Annotated in this window: 18 protein-coding genes; 5 read left to right on the top strand and 13 right to left on the bottom strand. The window is 71.6% G+C overall.

The features are described 5' to 3' along the window. Positions 1-435 precede the first annotated feature (435 nt). Positions 436-1,581, top strand: a complete 1,146-nt coding sequence (locus ACZ4FV_RS40300) for an isochorismate synthase (RefSeq protein ID WP_465325672.1) — start codon at positions 436-438, stop codon at positions 1,579-1,581. A gap of 165 nt (positions 1,582-1,746) precedes the next feature. Here ACZ4FV_RS40300 and ACZ4FV_RS40295 read toward each other — a convergent pair whose 3' ends face one another. The 4 genes from ACZ4FV_RS40295 to ACZ4FV_RS40280 form a co-directional block, all read right to left on the bottom strand. Then, complete coding sequence (locus ACZ4FV_RS40295) at positions 1,747-2,157, bottom strand: VOC family protein (RefSeq protein ID WP_395864758.1); 411 nt, start codon at positions 2,155-2,157, stop codon at positions 1,747-1,749. 10 nt (positions 2,158-2,167) lie between these two features. Continuing rightward, positions 2,168-2,608: a helix-turn-helix transcriptional regulator gene (locus ACZ4FV_RS40290; RefSeq protein ID WP_395864760.1), complete on the bottom strand. Its 441-nt coding sequence runs from the start codon at positions 2,606-2,608 to the stop codon at positions 2,168-2,170. A gap of 142 nt (positions 2,609-2,750) precedes the next feature. Further along, positions 2,751-3,650 carry an SDR family oxidoreductase gene (locus ACZ4FV_RS40285; RefSeq protein ID WP_402238146.1) on the bottom strand — a complete coding sequence of 300 codons (900 nt, stop codon included), beginning with the start codon at positions 3,648-3,650 and terminating at the stop codon, positions 2,751-2,753. Positions 3,651-3,652: 2 nt separating this feature from the next. Continuing rightward, positions 3,653-4,597 (bottom strand): EamA family transporter, encoded by a 945-nt coding sequence (locus ACZ4FV_RS40280; protein ID WP_395864764.1) that lies wholly within the window; start codon positions 4,595-4,597, stop codon positions 3,653-3,655. A gap of 103 nt (positions 4,598-4,700) precedes the next feature. On the opposite strand from ACZ4FV_RS40280, the gene ACZ4FV_RS40275 reads away from it, so the two are divergent. Next, positions 4,701-5,231, top strand: coding sequence for a MarR family winged helix-turn-helix transcriptional regulator (locus ACZ4FV_RS40275; protein WP_465325668.1), 531 nt, complete (start codon positions 4,701-4,703; stop codon positions 5,229-5,231). 144 nt (positions 5,232-5,375) lie between these two features. Here ACZ4FV_RS40275 and gyrB read toward each other — a convergent pair whose 3' ends face one another. Further along, entirely contained in the window at positions 5,376-7,466 is a 2,091-nt protein-coding gene (gene gyrB, locus ACZ4FV_RS40270) for a DNA topoisomerase (ATP-hydrolyzing) subunit B (RefSeq protein WP_402238193.1), read from the bottom strand. A 413-nt stretch (positions 7,467-7,879) separates the two neighbouring features. On the opposite strand from gyrB, the gene ACZ4FV_RS40265 reads away from it, so the two are divergent. Then, positions 7,880-8,125, top strand: a complete 246-nt coding sequence (locus ACZ4FV_RS40265) for a hypothetical protein (protein ID WP_395864768.1) — start codon at positions 7,880-7,882, stop codon at positions 8,123-8,125. A gap of 86 nt (positions 8,126-8,211) precedes the next feature. Here ACZ4FV_RS40265 and ACZ4FV_RS40260 read toward each other — a convergent pair whose 3' ends face one another. Further along, positions 8,212-8,577 carry a cupin domain-containing protein gene (locus ACZ4FV_RS40260; RefSeq protein ID WP_395864770.1) on the bottom strand — a complete coding sequence of 122 codons (366 nt, stop codon included), beginning with the start codon at positions 8,575-8,577 and terminating at the stop codon, positions 8,212-8,214. A 391-nt stretch (positions 8,578-8,968) separates the two neighbouring features. After that, positions 8,969-9,268, bottom strand: a complete 300-nt coding sequence (locus tag ACZ4FV_RS40255) for a hypothetical protein (RefSeq protein WP_465325664.1) — start codon at positions 9,266-9,268, stop codon at positions 8,969-8,971. Positions 9,269-9,885: 617 nt separating this feature from the next. Between ACZ4FV_RS40255 and ACZ4FV_RS40250 the strand changes: the two genes are divergently transcribed. Beyond that, entirely contained in the window at positions 9,886-10,086 is a 201-nt protein-coding gene (locus tag ACZ4FV_RS40250) for a hypothetical protein (RefSeq protein ID WP_395864774.1), read from the top strand. 232 nt (positions 10,087-10,318) lie between these two features. Here the strand turns inward: ACZ4FV_RS40250 and ACZ4FV_RS40245 are convergent, their stop codons facing one another. After that, positions 10,319-10,549, bottom strand: coding sequence for a hypothetical protein (locus ACZ4FV_RS40245; protein WP_395864776.1), 231 nt, complete (start codon positions 10,547-10,549; stop codon positions 10,319-10,321). 361 nt (positions 10,550-10,910) lie between these two features. Beyond that, positions 10,911-12,053 carry a hypothetical protein gene (locus ACZ4FV_RS40240; protein WP_465325661.1) on the bottom strand — a complete coding sequence of 381 codons (1,143 nt, stop codon included), beginning with the start codon at positions 12,051-12,053 and terminating at the stop codon, positions 10,911-10,913. Positions 12,054-12,306: 253 nt separating this feature from the next. Between ACZ4FV_RS40240 and nadE the strand changes: the two genes are divergently transcribed. After that, positions 12,307-13,149 carry an ammonia-dependent NAD(+) synthetase gene (nadE, locus tag ACZ4FV_RS40235; RefSeq protein WP_465325657.1) on the top strand — a complete coding sequence of 281 codons (843 nt, stop codon included), beginning with the start codon at positions 12,307-12,309 and terminating at the stop codon, positions 13,147-13,149. 186 nt (positions 13,150-13,335) lie between these two features. On the opposite strand, the gene ACZ4FV_RS40230 is transcribed toward nadE, so the two are convergent. The 4 genes from ACZ4FV_RS40230 to ACZ4FV_RS40215 all read right to left on the bottom strand — a co-directional run bounded on the left by ACZ4FV_RS40230 (position 13,336) and on the right by ACZ4FV_RS40215 (position 17,099). After that, positions 13,336-14,031 (bottom strand): DUF305 domain-containing protein, encoded by a 696-nt coding sequence (locus ACZ4FV_RS40230; protein WP_465325655.1) that lies wholly within the window; start codon positions 14,029-14,031, stop codon positions 13,336-13,338. A gap of 104 nt (positions 14,032-14,135) precedes the next feature. Further along, entirely contained in the window at positions 14,136-14,432 is a 297-nt protein-coding gene (locus ACZ4FV_RS40225; RefSeq protein WP_395864784.1) for a hypothetical protein, read from the bottom strand. Between the two features lie 544 nt (positions 14,433-14,976). Continuing rightward, positions 14,977-15,567, bottom strand: a complete 591-nt coding sequence (locus tag ACZ4FV_RS40220; protein WP_402238136.1) for a TetR/AcrR family transcriptional regulator — start codon at positions 15,565-15,567, stop codon at positions 14,977-14,979. Positions 15,568-15,620: 53 nt separating this feature from the next. Continuing rightward, positions 15,621-17,099 carry an MFS transporter gene (locus ACZ4FV_RS40215; RefSeq protein ID WP_465325652.1) on the bottom strand — a complete coding sequence of 493 codons (1,479 nt, stop codon included), beginning with the start codon at positions 17,097-17,099 and terminating at the stop codon, positions 15,621-15,623. Positions 17,100-17,124 lie beyond the last annotated feature (25 nt).

Here is a 17,124-nt window from a genome sequence, read left to right as displayed (position 1 = left end):
CCCTTCCCCCCCCCCTCCCCCCCCCCCCCCCCCCCCCCCCCCTCCCCCCCCCCCCCCCCCCCCCCCCCCCCCCCCCCCCCCCCCCCCCCCCCACCCCCACACGCCCTGCCACGCGAGGGGGTTCGGGTGGTGGAGTGGCAGCCGGGCGGCCACGCGGCCGCCCGGAAGGAGCGGCGTGCGACCGACCGGGGCGGACCAGGATGCACCCGTCGTCACCGGCGCGGTGGGCGGCAACGACCGCACGGTGCGCACGGCCATGCGGCCGCGCATCGCGGGGGGATCCCGCCGGCGTCACCTACCCCGCGTCATCGCCGACGTTGTCGCGTCCCCCGTCTCCGATCACATCCCTCGTATCACCCGCACCGCCGCCATGTCGACGACGGTGCGTCCCCGCGCGGCCGGCACCACCGGCCGCACGACCCCCGGGAGCGGATCATGTCCCACGACCCGGCACACTGGCTCCTGACCACGTCCCGGCACGTCCTGCGGGCCCGGTCCACCACCCCTCTTCCGACCCAAGTCCCGCTCGGTCCTGGGCAGTTCACCCGAGCCGCGCACGCGGCCGCGAGAACACTGCGCGACGCCGACCCGCGCTGGTGCGTCGTCGGCGCCCTGCCCTTCGACGAGGACACCCCCGCGGCGCTCGCGCTCGGCCGGGTGACGGCCACACCCCGGCAGCGCCGGCCGGGCCCACCGGCCGTACCAACCGGACCCCATCGCGTCGACACGCGGGGGGAGGCGGCCTATGTGGGAGCCGTCGCCAAGGCCGTGCGCCGTCTGCGGGCCGGCGAGGCCCACAAGGTGGTCCTGGCCCGGACGCTGACCCTGCGCCGCGACATCGACCCCGTCGCGACCCTGGCCCTGCTGGACCGTCTCCACCCACTGGCCCATCTCTTCCACGTCGCCCTCGACCCGCCGGGCACGCCCGGCGCCCGAGCGCTGCTGGGCGCCTCTCCCGAACTACTGCTCACCCGACAGGGCGACCTGCTGGCCCTGAACCCGCTCGCCGGCACCGCCTCCCGGCACCGCGACCCCGTCCGCGACCTGGCGGCGGCACACGCGCTCGCCAGCTCCGTCAAGGAGCTGCGCGAGCACGCCCTGGTCGTCGACGAACTGCGCCGCGTCCTGCATCCGCTGTGCACCCGCCTGCACATCCCCGACCGACCCCGGCTCAAGGCCGCCGGACGCCTATGGCACCTGTGCACCCCGATCCGCGCCCGGCTGCGCCGGCCCGCGCCCACCGCGTTCGCGTTGGCCGCCCTGCTCCATCCCGCCCCCGCGGTGTGCGGCCTGCCCCGCGACGCCGCGCACACGCTGATCCGCCGACTGGAGACCCGCCCCCGCGACTACTACGGCGGTCTCGTCGGCTGGACCAACCGCCACGGCGACGGCCAATGGGTCGTCGCCCTGCGGTGCGCGCAGACCGACCCGGACGGCGTACGCCTGCACGCGGGGGCGGGCATCCTCGCCGAATCCGATCCGAGACGCGAACTCGCCCAGACCAGGGCCGAGTTCACCACCATGCTGGACGCCCTGCGACCGGCTCCGGCCGTCCTGAGCCCCAGCGCCGCCTTCCGGTGATCCCCGAACACACCACTGCCCCGGCGCGGTTCCCGGGCACGAACACGGGGCCGGGTCCGCCGTGGGATCCATCGACGGCACGCCCGGCTTCCGCGCGCAGCCGACCCCGGAGGCGGGCGAGCCCCGGGGCGGCGGCGCGCGAAAGCCGCGTCCGTGTGCCGGTTGCTACGCCTTGGGAGTCTGCGAGATGCGCACCATGTTGCCCGAGGGGTCCCGGAACGCGCAGTCGCGCGGGCCCCAGGGTTGGTCGATGGGCTCCTGGAGCACCTCGGCACCGGAGGCGCGCACCCTCTCGAAGGTCGCGTCGAGATCATCGGTGCGGAACACGACCATCGGCAGCACACCCTTGACGAGCAGTTCCTGCAGGGTGTCCCCGTCGGCCTCGGACCGGCCGGCGTGCGGCACCGACAGGACGAGTTCGGCGTCCGACTGGGAGGGGCTGCCGAGCGTGATCCACCGGATCCCGTCCGAGCCGACGTCGTTGCGCACCTCGTAGCCGAGTCCGTCGCGGTAGAACGCGAGCGACTCGTCCACGTCGTTGACGGTGATGTGGCAGTACTGGAGTGAAATGGTCATGCGAACAACGCTAGACGGCGGTGCCGGGAGCCGCTTCTCCAATCCTGACGGATGACTCCCTGGTCGGCCGGGTGCGCACCTTGGCCACACACGTGGGCATCGCCAGCACGGCCTCGTGGTCCGCCGCGCGGTACGCGCTCGGCGTCATGCCCACCAACTCGGTGAACCGCGAGCTGAACGAGCCCAGCGAGGTACAGCCGACCGCCATGCACGCGTCGGTCACACTCATGCCCTCGCGCAACAGCGCCATCGCCCGCTCGACCCGACGGGTCATGATGTAGCCGTACGGCGTCTCGCCGTAGGCCGCCCGAAAGGCCCGGGAGAAGTGCCCCGGCGACATCAGCGCGTGGCGGGCCATGGTCGGCACGTCCAGCGGACGCGCGTACTCGCGGTCCACCAGATCCCGCGCTCGGCGCAGGTGCGCGAGATTGGCAAGGTGTTGCTGGTCCATGCCACGACCCTACCGCCGCATCCCGACAGCCCCGCCGACCTGCGTGAAAGCGGCTCGGCGGGGTTCGTGCCCGGGCGATCGCGGACCCGCCGCCGGCCCCGTCGCGCACCCGCGCGATCGGGCCGGGCGGCCGGTCACGGTCTCAGGCGTCCACGGCCGACCGGGAGTCGTCGGTCGTGAACGCCGCGGCGTGGTCGCGGACGAAGTCGGCGATGTCGCGCGGCGGGCGACCGAGCAGGTCGGCGACCGTACCGGAGGTGAAGTCCCCCCACCCGGAGGCGTACGCCTGTGCGTACTCCTCGAGCATGTCGACGATCCACGGCGGAACGCCGTAGCCGAGCAACGTCTCGCGCTTGGCCGCGTCGCCGACCGGCAGGTACGCCGTGGGTCTGCCGAGAACCCGGCCGGTCTGCTCGGCGACCTCGTCGAAGCTCAGCGAGCGCGGGCCGGTGAGGGTGTACGTCTTGCCGTGGTGGCGATCCGGGTCGTCCGACAACACGCGGGCCGCGCACGCGGCGATGTCGCGTGCGTCGATCATGCCGATCCGAGCCGAGGCCATGTTCAGCGCGAACGTGCCGCCGGCACGAATGTCGCCGGCCTCGTTCAGCAGGTTCTGCATGAACCAGTGCGGGCGCAGGATCGTCCAGCGCATGCCGCAGCGTTCGGTCTCCCGGTCGGACAGCGCGTGCAGCCTGCCGCTGCGGTTCGGCGCGTCGTGCGCCGCGCCGACCACGGACAGGCGTACGACGCGCTCCACACCTGCCCGGCGGGCGGCCCAGAGCAGGTTCATGTTGTTCTCCGGGGCGCGCGGACCGTTCGGGGTGAGCAGCCACAGGTCGTGCACACCCTCGAAGGCGGGCGGCAGCGACCGGGCGTCGTCGAGGTCGGCGACGAAGACCTCGGCGCCCTGCGCGCGCGGGCCGTCCGCCTTGCGTTCGTCGTGCACGAGCGCGCGAAGCGCCACGTCCTTCGCCGTCAGCGTGTTCAGCAGTGCGGTGGACACGGTTCCGGTGGCTCCGGTGATCAGCACGGTGCGCGTCATGTTCATTCTCCCTTGGCGGTGGCGGGGATACGGAGCAGGTCACGGACGACGTCGGGGGTCAGTTGCGCGGCGGCGACGGCGGTCAGCGCGAGCACGAACCCGAAGCACTGCCACGGGGTGAGCGACTCGTCCAGGAACAACCAGCCCAGGAGCGTGGCCACCACGGGCGAGAGCAGGGCCAGGAACGACACGGCGACCACGGGCAGCCTGCCGATGCCCTGGAACCAGACCAGGAAGGAAAGCAGTGCGCCCACACCGGACAACCACGCGTAGCCGCCGAGCGCACGAGCGTCCAGTCCGGACGGAAGTCCTTCGAAGACGAGCGCGAGCGGCAGGAGCACGAGCCCACCGGCGGTGAGCTGCCACGCGGCGATGGTCGCCGGGCCGACGCCGTCCGGACGCCCCCAGCGTTTGGTCAGGACGATCCCGCCTGCCATCACGCCGGCGGCCGCTATTCCGGCCAGGACGCCGAGCAGGTCGAAGGAGAGCCGGCCGCGCAGCACGATCAACCCGACGCCCAGCACACCGACCAGCCCCCAGCCCAGCCGCCAGCCGGTGGGCCTCTCGCCCAGGAGCAGGTACGCCAGGCCGACGACGAGCAGTGGCTGGACGGCGGTGAGGGTCCCCGCGACGCCACCCGGCAGGCGGTAGGCGGCCACGAACAGCAGGGCGAAGAGCGCGCCGATGTTGAGGGTGCCGAGCAGCAGGGAGCGCCACAGCCACGTGCCGTGCGGCAGTCGCCGGGTGACGGCGAGCAGGATCAGCCCCGCCGGCAGCGCGCGGATCACTCCGGACACCAGCGGATAGCCGACCGGGAGGAACTCGGTGGTGACCAGGTATGTCGTGCCCCACGTGGCCGGTGCGGTCGCGGTCAGCAGGGTCAGTCCCAGCGTGCCGCCGGGCGGGGACGCACGTCCCGTTCCGGACCGGCTCGGGTCCCGGAGCATCAATTCTCCTTAACGTTGAACTATTCAACGTTGGCGAATGTAGCTCCCTGTTAGGATGACGTCAAACAGTTTCACGTTAAGAGGTTCTGGGAGGCGGCAGCCCGTGGAGGACAACGTCGACTGGCGGATGAACCAGTGGCGGGTCGAGCGGCCCGACATCGACCCCACGCCGATGGGCGTCGTCGCCCGGATCCAGCGCGCCTGCCGACTGCTCGAGCGGGAGCTTCGCGACCACTTCGCCACGCATGACCTGCAGCTTTGGGAGTTCGACATCCTGGGCACGCTGCGCCGATCCGGTCACCCGTACCGGCTCACCGCCAAGCAACTCGTCGAGTCGTCGATGGTCACCTCCGGGGCGATCACCAACCGGATCGACCGTCTCGTTGCGAGGGAGATGGTGACCCGCGAACTCGATCCGCTCAATCGGCGCAGCGTGCTGATCACCTTGACCGACCGTGGCCGCGAACTCATCGACGGCGTCGTCGTCGACCATGTCGACCTGGAGGCGAGACTCCTCGCGAAACTGAGCGACGACGACCAGGAACGCCTCGCCGGCCTCCTGCGCCAACTCCTCAACAGCCTCGGCGACCACGCCCCCGGCAACCCCCTGAAAACCGACCGACCCAACGCGTAGCCCCCACGCGGGAGTACGGGCGATCCGCCGCGGAACACGGGTCGATCTCACGAACGTTCGGGTAAGCCGCGCTTGTGGGGTTCGGCGTGGGATGCTCCGCGAGGGGTGCCCGTCGTGGCCGGTGGCGACGGCGCCGAGGGTGGATCAGATGTCGAGGAAGCGCACGTCCTGGGCGTTGTGTTGGATGAACGAGCGTCGGGCCTCCACGTCTTCGCCCATCAGGACGGCGAACAGGTCGTCGGCCAGGGCGGCGTCGTCCAGCGTGATCTGCCCCAGCACACGGTGGTCCGGGTCCATGGTCGTGACACGGAGCTCCTCGGCGTTCATCTCGCCGAGCCCCTTGAAGCGTTGGATGGTGTCGTCGCGCAGACGCTTGCCCTGTCGCCGACCGATTTCGACGAGGGTGTCGCGTTCACGGTCGGTGTAGGCGTACTCGCTGTCGTCCCGGCTCCACTTGATCTTGTAGAGCGGGGGTCGGGAGAGGTAGATGTGTCCGGCTTCGATCAGGGGCCGCATGAAGCGGAAGAGGAAGGTCAGCAGCAGGGTGTTGATGTGCCGGCCGTCGACGTCGGCGTCCGCCATCAGGATGATCTTGTGATAGCGGAGCTTGCCGAGGTCGAAGTCCTCGTGGACCCCGGTGCCGAACGCCGAGATGAGCGCCTGGATCTCCTGGTTGTGCAGGATCTTGTCGATGCGCGCCTTCTCGACGTTCAGGATCTTGCCGCGAATCGGCAGAATCGCCTGGTACCGGGGGTCGCGGCCGGACTTCGCGGAACCGCCGGCCGAGTCGCCCTCGACGATGAAGATCTCGCACGCGTCGGCCTCGGTGGACTGGCAGTCCGCGAGCTTGCCGGGAAGCGCTGCGGATTCCAACATGCCCTTGCGGCGGGTGAGATCACGCGCCTTGCGGGCGGCGACACGGGCACTCCGGGCCGCGATCGCCTTGCGGACGATGTCCGCCGCTTCGTTCGGGTTCCGGTCGAACCAGTCCGCCAACTGCTCGTGGACCACCTTGTGGACGGACGTCCGCGCCTGCGTGTTGCCCAACTTGGTCTTGGTCTGGCCCTCGAACTGCGGCTCCGCCAACTTCACCGAGACGATCGCCGTCAACCCCTCGCGCACGTCCTCACCGGAGAAGTTGTCGTCCTTGTCCCGCAGCAGCCTCCGCTCTCGGGCGTAGCGGTTGACCACGCCGGTCAGCGCGGTACGGAATCCCTCCTCGTGCGTGCCGCCGTCGTGGGTGTGGATGGTGTTGGCGAACGAGTACACGCCTTCGTTGAAGCGGGTGCTCCACTGCATCGCGACGTCCACGGACAGGTGTTGCCCCGTACCCTGGGCCCGGAGGGAGATGACCGAGGGGTGTACCGGGTCGCCCCTGCGGGAGTTGAGGTGCTGCACGAAGTCGACGATGCCGCCCTGGTAGCGGTACGAGACCGATCGGGCCCGGTCCGCCCCCGCCTTCTCGACACCGCCGTCGCCCGAGCCCGACGGCGCCCGCGCGCCCGCGCGTTCGTCCGTCAGGGTCAGGGTCAGGCCCTTGTTGAGGAAGGCCATCTCCTGGAGGCGGCGGGCCAGCGTCTCGAAGGAGTACTCGGTGGTCTCGAAGACGTTCGGATCGGCCCAGAAGGTGAGTGAGGTGCCCGTGTCGGTCACGCCTTCGTGCCGCGCCAACGGCGCGGTCGGCACACCGTTGCGATATCCCTGACTCCACCGGTATCCGTCGGCGCGCACCTCCACGAACAGGCGCGTGGACAGGGCGTTGACCACCGACAGCCCCACTCCGTGGAGCCCGCCGGAGACCGCGTATCCGCCGCCGCCGAATTTGCCGCCGGCATGCAGCACGGTCAACACGAGTTCGACGGCCGGTTTCCGCTTCTCCGGGTGCAGACCCACGGGAATGCCACGCCCGTTGTCCACCACCCGAACACCGCCGTCGCCGAGCAGCGTCACATCGATCCGGTCCGCGAAACCGGCCAGGGCCTCGTCGACCGAATTGTCCACGATCTCCTGCACCATGTGGTGCAGGCCGGGCTCACCGGTCGAACCGATGTACATGCCGGGCCGTTTGCGAACGGGGTCCAGCCCCTCCAGCACGCTGATCTCGTTGGCGCCGTACGCCACACCCTCCCCGCCGTCGCCGGACGTGGGTGCGGGGGCGGCGGCCGAGCCGGGGGCGCGGACGGCGGTGGGATCGAGGGAACCGTCGGCTTCGGACTCGGTGGCGACGGAGAGGATGCCGGAATCAGTCACAAGGCACTCATTTCTGGCACTACAAGCCGCGCTCCCGCCGGGCGGCGGGAGCGTACGTGTCGTCGGGTGGAGCCGGCCGCACGCGGGCAGGCCGAACAAGGCCCTCCAAGGGCGGTACTCCTCAAGCGAGAACGGGCTCAAGCATACCGATCGCGCGCTCATCAAACAGGCATGGAAGCCGTTTCATCATCGATCCAGGATCCAAAAATACCGACCGACAAGTCCCCCCACGCTGAAATGCTCCCAGGCCCGCAGATCGCCACACAGAGCCTCGATGGACAACGGGCAGAGCACCCCTGAACCCGACTCCCAGTGCCCCTTCGCAGGCCGCCGGAGGGGCCTGGGAGCCGCTGGTTCCCCCTCCCGAAGGTGACGGGACCTCCTCCGGACGCCGGCCCGTGAACACGCAACGAGAGGCCGGGAAGGAGGAACCCGACAAGGCGTCCGAGAGCGCCGTCACCCGGCCACCGAGCCCGCGTTGCGGTCCCGGTCGAGACGCGTTCCACATCTCGACCACCTCGTCGACGGTGCGCTTCGCGGACGCGAGCTTCCTCGACGCGCAGATGGCGGTCACGACCTGTGTCGCCACCACCTCCTCCGGCATCAGCCCCCGCACGGCGAACCGACACGCCCCGCAGCGATAGACATCGCCCTCGACCTCGAACCGCAGGCGCTCGTCACAGGTCGCGCACCACACCAGTCCCGCCGGCAGAGCTGCCTGGTGTGCCGGTCAGCTCATCCGAGCCTTGATGTGGTCGATCACCTCGGTGAATTCCTCGGTCGGCGAGAAGTCCACGTACTCGCAATCCTCCAGCGCCTCCGGCACGTGACCGGGTGCCCAATAGAACGCCTGGCCCGCCTCGTAGATCTCGTTCCCGTCCTTCGTGCGCATCCTCAGCCGCCCCTTGAGCAGGTAACCCCAGTGCGGGCACTGGCACATACCGTCGGGCAGTCCTTCGAGCCCCGGTGCCATGTCGGCGCCTCGCGGGAATCGCACGAATGCGACGGACATCCCACCACCGACTTCGCGCATCCGAAGTTCGACACCGTCGCCTTCGATCGCAACGGGTGCGTCGTAACGTGTCGTTGCCGTCATGGCTCCTCCATGTGGCGATGGGCGCGGTGGCGGTGGGCACGCGCTCGGACGCACCGAACCACCGAGTCGACGACCACGCCCATCGGACCGCCGGAAACCGGCACCGACCCGGTCACGGACCGCGGTCGACACGGCCACAAGCCGTCTCGACCGCGGCTGCGGTGCAGCCCCTTCCAGAGTGACACTGCGCGAGGAAGTCGGCGACACGCCGATGCCACCTCGGTGATCGTCCCGGGACTACCCCGGTCGCTCGGCCATCGGCATCCGCCCAGCCCGTGCGAGATGCCACGAACGGTGAGCGAGAGCTATCCCCCGGCGGCGACGACGTGCGTGCGCCGTCGACGATCCGTTCCCCTCCGATGCAGCCGACCGCCGACCGCCGACCCATCCTTCAGCCTTCGCCTGCCTCGTACGGCGGTGACGGTCGGTTCCTGAAGCCGTCCAACCTGTCGATGACCAGGTGGAGTTCCCGTGCGCTTCGACGCGACAGAGCCGACGTCAGGGTGTCGAGGAGAGCGCGGGCTTCGAGGGAACTGCCGCAGCAGTACCAGTGCGCGTTGCCCCACTCGTAGTCGTGCCACAGTTCGCGCTCGGAACGGCCGACGTGGTTCCTCCACAGACGCACGGCCGCGCCGACGTCTCCCGGTTGCAGGTAGTTGCGGGTGCGTTCGAGCCGGAAGATCTCGGACATCGCCCGTGCGGACAGTCCGTCGATCGCCGTCCTCTTCCCCGGTGCCCGCCGACGCGACATGCCGGCCCGGACGTATCCCGGCCGCCTACGCGGCATGGACCTTTCGGTTCGTCGTCATGCCACGCATGCTGCCACGACCACCCAACACATCACCCACCCGACCCCCGAGTTCGCCCCCGCCCCGGCCGGATCAGGGCACGACCCGAGCGCCGCGGGATCTCGGGGGCTTTGCTGGCGGTGCTCGCCTCGACCGACGGTTGGGCGCGACGTGCCGCGGGCCACCTTCCTACCACCGGCGCCGCGCCCGGCGCACCCGGTGTGCCACCGCGACTGCGGGGCCGGTCGGCGGACCGGCCCGGGGTCGGGCGGTAGCCACTCGGTTGGTCGGGCGCGCGTTCGAGTGGGACGTGACCGCCGCACGCCTTACTCGCACATCCACGCGCTCTGTCGCCGGTCCCGGCCGTTGACCACCATGAGCGAACGCCGCCGATCCGGGCTCGCCCCGGCCGTGCGAGGCGATATTCGAACTCCCCTCGACCGGCCCCTCCCCAGGTGCGCCCGGTCGACCTTCGGCGACTGGAACTCCGCTCGCCCTGAGGAAAGTTGGGAACCAACGCGTGAACATCGGCACGAAGGTCAAAGCCCAACAGGACATCGGTGAGGGCCTGCAGCAGCGAGTGCCCCAGGGGACGGAAGGAGTGGTGACCGGCAAGGCGTTCGGCGGAAGAATCATCGTCCGGTTCGTGCTGCCCGGAGTCTTCGGCGGTACCCGCAGCGTCGACGTTCCCGTCGATCCCACACAGGTCGTGACCGTGTGAAGCTCGAATTCCGACCGGGTCCGAGGGCGCCACCACGGTTGCTTTCCGGGCCGGGCCGCAGGCACCGCGACGATTCGCGGCGCGCTGCGGGCCGAACGGTGCTCTCGGATGAGCGGCCCCGATCGTGCACGGACGAACCTCGGCCCGATCCCGGTCGGCCGATCCCGGATCGACGTCTGTACCCGGACGTACCGGCGCGCCGCCACCGGCCAAGGAGAGTCGAGCGGGGGCTTCAGCCCTCTTCCGGGAGGCTCTGCCACGCGTCGCCGTCGCTGAAGAGTTCGTAGCCGTGCTCCGCGGCGATTTCCCGGGCATGCGCCCGGCTACGGATCACCGTGTCGTGCCGGTTGCTGACCACCTCGCCGTGAACGCCGCCGTCCTCGACCACCTCGATCGAATATGTCTCGTACACGACGTGCTCGGCCGCCTCCGAGTTCCAGACCACATGCATGCTCGTCGCCAACGAAACTCATCCTCCGAGGGTTTGGCCCTGCGCCAAGGTCGACTCTGCACGGGAGTTCCCCGCCGGTTGTGAGGGTTCCAGTCCACACCTCCGGCCGGGCCGTGACGCTCCGCAGGCGGACGGTCCGCCACTCCATCGGGTGAACACAGGGCGGGTGCGCGCCGGCGACACCCCGGACGCCGACGATGCGGTTGTCCCGGCGATCGCGGGACGGCTGGATCCTCGTGTGGCCTTGAGGCGGCCGTACCGCAGGCGTGTGGGGTCGCCCCGGGCTGTCGGTGGCGACCCCACACGCGAGTGGGCACGGCGCACGCGCCGATCAGAGCGTTCGTGGTCGGACTCGCGGCTCACTGCCGTCCGATCACCGCCGTCCGAAGAGTCGCTTGAATCGGCCCGGCCGGGATCCGGCGGGCGGCGCGGCGGATGCGGAGGGCGCGACGGGCGCGGCATCGTCCGTGCCCGCGCCGGCCTTCGCGGTGCGATCGTCCGTCGGTGAGCGCACGCCCTCGTCCGGCTCGTCCGATGGCTCGTTCTCGTCCTGATCGGAGGTCTCGTCGGCCTCCCGGCGCTCCCGTTCGGCCAGATTCCGCGCCAGGCGCAGGGCGTGTTCGTCCATCCAGGCGCAGCAGAGCATCAGCGCGCGGATCGAGCGCAGGATCGTCACCTCGCGGTGTCGAACGCTCTCGGCGATGTTCACCAGCCGTTCCAGCACGAGTGCGCCGATGTCGTCGCGGGTGTCGGGGTGGGTCCACGCGACGGCGACCAGCGCGAAGCCGGCGGCCAGGCCGAGCGGGTGGGCGATGTCGCCGTCGGCCCGGGGGCGCAGACCGTATCGGGCGGGAGCCGCGGTGGGGTGATCCGGTTCGGTGGCCAAGACCCGCTCGAGCCGGTTCAGGCCCTCGGCCGGGCGGTCGGTCGCGCCGTACAGTTCGGCGACGTCCACGGCCAGGTGGGTGTCGAATTCGCGGGCCGGTTGGGCCTCCCAGACCGCCAGGGCCCGGCCGGGGCGGCCGTCGGCGCGCAGGGCGTTGCCGAGCATCACCGCGGGCATGTAGCCGGGGGCGATCCGATGCGCGTGTTCGGCGATACGGACCGCCTCGGCGGTGTCACCCATGCGCCTGACGAGTGCGGAGGTCATCACCGACAACAAGGCGTGGTCGGGGTGTCGGGCCGCGACCGAGCGCACGAGTTGCTCGAACGGCCGCAGTAAAAACCGCTGTTCCTCGGACGTCGGGTCGGGCAGGGATGCGATTGCGCGGGAGACCGCCTCCGCGAGCGCGTCCGGGTCGAGAAGTTGTGCCGGCTCCGTCGCGGCCGGCCAGGCCGCCGGGGTCCAGGGCGTGGTGGGGTCGAAGCCGATGACCGAGGCGATCAGCCCGACGGCGGCGTCCCAGTCGCCGACCGCCGCCTCGACGTAGGCCCGGCAGACCAGCGTGCCCAGGTACATCTCCCCGTCGAGCGGGAAGGGCTCCCGGGCCGCCGCCGGTCCTCCCGGCCGTGGCACCCGCGCACGTTGCGTCGACGCCTGCCCGGCCCGACGAGGGCTCACCGTGCGCTGCCGCGACAAACCCCGCCGTCACGACGTCGCCCTCCTCTCACGCACGAGCGATCGGCCGGCTCCGTGCCCCGGCCGACAGGCGCCGGGGTCGGCCCTGCGCGGGGCACCGGACGAGCCCCCTTCCGCACCGACGCAGGCGGACACCGGGCAGCGCCGCCCGGTCGCCGACCACGTCGATTCCGGCCAGTACAGTACGTGGATGGCGAACCCACGCGAGCAGATTCTCGCCGAACTCGGCGTCAAGGCGACCATCGTGCCCAAGGTCGAGATCCGGCAACGGGTCGACTTCCTCAAGGACTACCTGCGGTCGACCCCGGCCAAGGGCTACGTGCTCGGGATCAGTGGCGGCCAGGACAGCACGCTGACCGGGCGGTTGTGCCAACTCGCGAGCGAGGAGCTGCGGGCCGAGGGGCACGAGGCGGTCTTCGTCGCGGTGCGGTTGCCGTACGGCGTACAGGCCGACGAGCACGACGCGCAGATCGCGTTGGAGTTCGTCAAGCCGGACCGGTCGATCACGGTCAACGTCAAGCCGAGCGCGGACGCCGTCGCCGCCGAGGCGGCACTCGGCCTGCGGGAGCTGCTCGGCGACGAGCCCACGCTGCGGGACTTCGTACGGGGCAACATCAAGGCCCGCGAACGCATGGTGATCCAGTACTCCATCGCCGGCCAGCTCGGCCTGCTCGTCGTGGGCACCGACCATGCGGCCGAGGCGGTGACCGGCTTCTTCACCAAGTACGGCGACGGCGGCGTCGACATCACCCCGCTGACCGGTCTGACCAAGCGCCAAGGCGCCGCGCTGTTGCAGGAGTTGGGTGCACCGCCGAGCACCTGGGAGAAGGTGCCGACCGCCGACCTCGAGGACGACCGGCCAGCGCTGCCCGACGAGGTGGCCCTGGGCCTGACGTACGCCCAGATCGACGACTACCTGGAAGGCACCGACGTCACGCCGGACCTGGCGGCGAAGGTCGAGTCGGTATACCTCGCGACACGACACAAGCGGACCGTCCCGGTCACGCCGCTCGACGACTGGTGGCAGGGCTGATCCGGCACGGCAACCGCCGGCGATCGTCCGGAGCGCTCGGGTCGCTCGGGTCGGCGTTGCCGGCAAGCGCCACGCCCACGTCGTAACCGTCGCCGCCGCCCGGGCCGGCCCTTCCCGGTGCCGGCCCGGACGAGGGGCCGATTCCGCCGTCGCCCGATAAACGGGCGACGGCGAATCCGGGGTGGGTCAGTGGTGCGTGCCGGGCATCGCCGACGTGCTCGGCGTACCGGGGATGCTCGGCGTCGCGCCGCCCTTCCCGCCGAGGAGTTGTTGCATCTGCCGGATCTCCGTCGCCTGGGAGGTCTTGATCCGTTCGGCGAGCCTGCGGGCGTCGGGGTTGGTGCCCTTGGCGCGTTCGGTGTCGGCCATGGCGATCGCGCCGTTGTGGTGGGCGATCATCATGGCGAGGAACTGCCTGTCGAACTCGGCGCCGGTGGACGCCTTGAACGTGGTCATGTCCGCGTCCGACATCATGCCGTCGCCGTGGGTCATGCCGCCGGGTGCGGCCGCGGGCTTGCCCCAGCCGGCCAGCCAACCCTTCATCTGTGCGATCTCCGGGGCCTGTGCGGCCTCGATCGCGGCCGCGAGCTTCTTCACCTCGGGGTCGGCCGCCTTGGCCGGGGCTTCCTTGGCCATCTCCACGGCCTGTTCGTGATGCGGGATCATCATCTGCGCGAACATCACGTCCGCGTCGTTGAACGCACCAGCCGATACCGAGGCGGAAGTGCTCGGCGCGGCCTGGGGGTTCGCCGGGGCCGAGGCCGACGGCTTGTCCATGCCGTCCATGTCGTGACCCTTGTCGTCGCTGCCGCAGGCGGCGAGGACGAGCGCCGCGGTGGTGGCGGTCGCGGTCAGGGCGATGCTGCGGGACAGTCGTTTCACGGTGGTTCGTCTCCTGGAGGTACCCGGGTCCGCGCGGTGCGACGGCCCGAGGATGCGAAAGAGGGCGCGACGTCACGGGCCGTGGCTCGTGACCGAGCGGCGGCCTATATGCGCAGTACCTGCAGGAGCGAGAGTTCCGCTGGCCCGGGCGGGGGCAGGCCCGACACGAACCGCGCCGCTCGCGCCCGCGGACGGAACGCGGGCAGATCGCGGGCGCGGCGAAGGGCGAGCAGGGCCAGCGCCGTGGCGAGCGCGCCGAGGCCGGCGAACAGGACCGCCAGGCACATCGAGGCCGGGTCGGTCCCGTGCTCGGACCCGTGCTTGTCACCGGACCCGTCCCCCGGCGCGCAGTCACCGCGCGGGCACGCCTCCCCGTGACCGATCGCGGGTTCGTTCGTCACCGCATGATCCGCGTCGGCCGCGACCCGCGTCCCGGCGACGGACTCGGCACCCGACGCGACGACGGGCTCGGCTCGCGACGCGACGCCGGACCCGGCAACGAACGCGACGCCCGCGGCCCCGCCGGACCCGGAACCGGACACCCCTCCGGACCCGACAGCGGCGCTCGCCGGGTGGCCCAGGGTGTGCATGCCGACCACACCACACGCGAGGACGACGAGCAGAATCCACCGGGTGAGCACACCGACCCGCCGGTTTCGCCCGCGGGAGGCGGATCGGGTCGTGGGGACCACGTCGCTCACCTCCCGTCTCGCGTCGCCGGCGTACCGACGCCCGCGCCGGCACCGGTCGCGTCCCATGGTGCCGGCTCGGCGATGTCCCGCGCCGACAGGGCGTACTCGGAAGGACTGTGCCGCCGACCGCGCGATCGACCGACCCTGCCGCCGACCGCCGGCGCTGTTCCCTCCCGCCACCGCCCTGGCCACGACGCCCACCGAACCGGCGTGCCGGGGCCGAACGCAGCGTCCACGACCGGGTGTCGGCGCCTCACCCGGGTACGGCCAGGACCGTGCGCAGCGTCGCGGCGATGGTCTCGCCCGCGGCGGCGCGATCGAGGCGGCCCGCGTCGACCTCGTCGGCGGCGGTGTGGATCAGGCCGTAGTACGCCGCGGTGAGCCACGCGGCGGGCAGGTCGGTACGGATGTCGCCCTCGCGCCGACCGCGCTCGACGAGTTCGTCGACCCTGGCCAGGACGTGGGCATGCTGCCGGCGCAGGCTCGCCTCGCCCAGTGCCTTCAGGGCCGCCGTACGCAGGCCCCGGCAGCGGTCCAACACCTGCCAGCCCTCGCGGGCCAGTCGGGTCAGCGCCTGCGGGGCGGGTCCGACGGTGATCCCGGCGTCGTCCATCGCGGCGTGCAGTTCGCCCAGGACCTCCTTGATCGCGGCCTCGATCAACACCTCGCGGGAGCCGAAGTGCCCGTACAGGGTCACCCGTCCGACCCCGGCCGCTCGCGCGATGTCGGTCATCGTGACATCGGGATCGCGCGCGAAGGCGCCGATCGCGGCGGCCAGGATCGCGGCGATGTTGCGTTCGGCGTCCGCCCGTCGACGTGTGCCGGGTGGTGGTGTCGCGCCCATGGTGGTCAACCCTACGGTCGGGAACGTGGTGGGGGTCGTGCGGGCGGGGCTGCTCAGTGCACGTGCCGCGGGCCGTCGGAGACCGGCGGCCTGCCCGCCGGCACGAGTACGACCACCACGAGCGCCGCGACGAAGGCCGTGCCCGCGCAGGCCCGGAACGCGTCGGTGTAGCCGTCGACGACGCCGGCATCGGCCCCGGCGACGAGGCTGGGCGCGGCGATCGCCGACGCCAGGGCGACGCCGAGCGCGCCGCCGAGTTCGTGGAAGGTGTTGACGACCCCCGAGGTGATGCCCGCCTCGTGGTGTCGCACCTGGGCCATCGCGGTCGTGGTCGCCGCGACGAACGCGGGTCCCACGCCGGCCGCGGCCAGGGCCAGTCCGGGGACGATGTCGAGCGTGTCGCCGCCGTGAGCGGGCAACCGGCTCAGCCACAGTGCCCCAGCCGCGGCGACCGTCAGGCCGAGGGCTCCCACCGGCCGGGCGCCGAGGCGGCCGACGAGCAGTCCCCCGACGTGCGCCCCGAGGGTCACCGCGACGGCGACCGGGAGGAAGGCCGCTCCGGTGCGCAACGGGCCGAATCCGAGCGTGTGTTGCATGTAGAGCGAACCGAGGAAGAACAGCGGGATCATCAGCGCGCTCGCCACCGTCATCACGAACGCGCCGGAGACGACGGGCCGTCGGGTCAGCAGCGCCAAGGGCACCAGTGGATGGCGGGTCGTGCGTTCGACGAGCACGAAGAGCGTGTACCCGACGGCGGCACCGGCCAGCGGCACCAGCGTCCGGGGCGACCCCCAGCCGGCCTCGCCCGCACGGGTCACACCCAGGATCAGCGCCACGGTGCCCCCGGTGGCCGCGAGCGCGCCCGGCAGGTCCGGACGTGCGCCCGAGGCGACCCGCACTTCCGCCGGTATCACCGACACCGCCAGGACCGAAACGATAAGGCCGATGGGGACGTTGGCGAAGAAGATCCATTCCCAACCCGGCCCGGCGGTCGCCAGTCCGCCGACCAGGACCCCGGCCGCCGCGCCCGCGCCGCCGATCGCGGCCCACACCCCGAGGGCGCGGTTGCGCTCGCGGCCGTGGAAGGTGACCGTCACGAGCGCGAGCGCGGACGGCGACAACAGCGCGGCGGCGGCTCCCTGGGCGACGCGGCCGGCCAGCAGTACCGCGCCGTTGGGCGCGAAGCCGGCGGTCAGCGACGCGGCGGTGAAGACGGCCAGGCCGAGCAGAAATCCGGTCCGCCGACCCAGCGTGTCCGCGATCCGGCCGCCGAGGATCATCAGGCCGCCGAAGGTGAGCGCGTAGGCGGTGACCACCCAGGTCAGGGACTCCCGCCCCAATCCCAGGTCCGCGCCGATGCTCGGCAGCGCGACGTTCACCACCGTGACGTCCAGGATCAGCATGAACTGCGCGACGCACACCAGGGTCAGCACGAACCACCGCCGGCTCGGCGCGGACTCGTGTGCTGCGTCGTGCGCGTGGTGGTCGGCGCCGCCGCCTGTGTGGTGGACGCCGTGGGTGTCGTGGGTCAAGGTCCGCTCCTTCGCCGCCGACACG

The organism is Embleya sp. NPDC025285 (assembly GCF_055558835.1).
The sequence above is the reverse complement of the archived record's forward strand: the minus strand, read 5'-3'. Positions and strand labels throughout refer to the sequence as shown.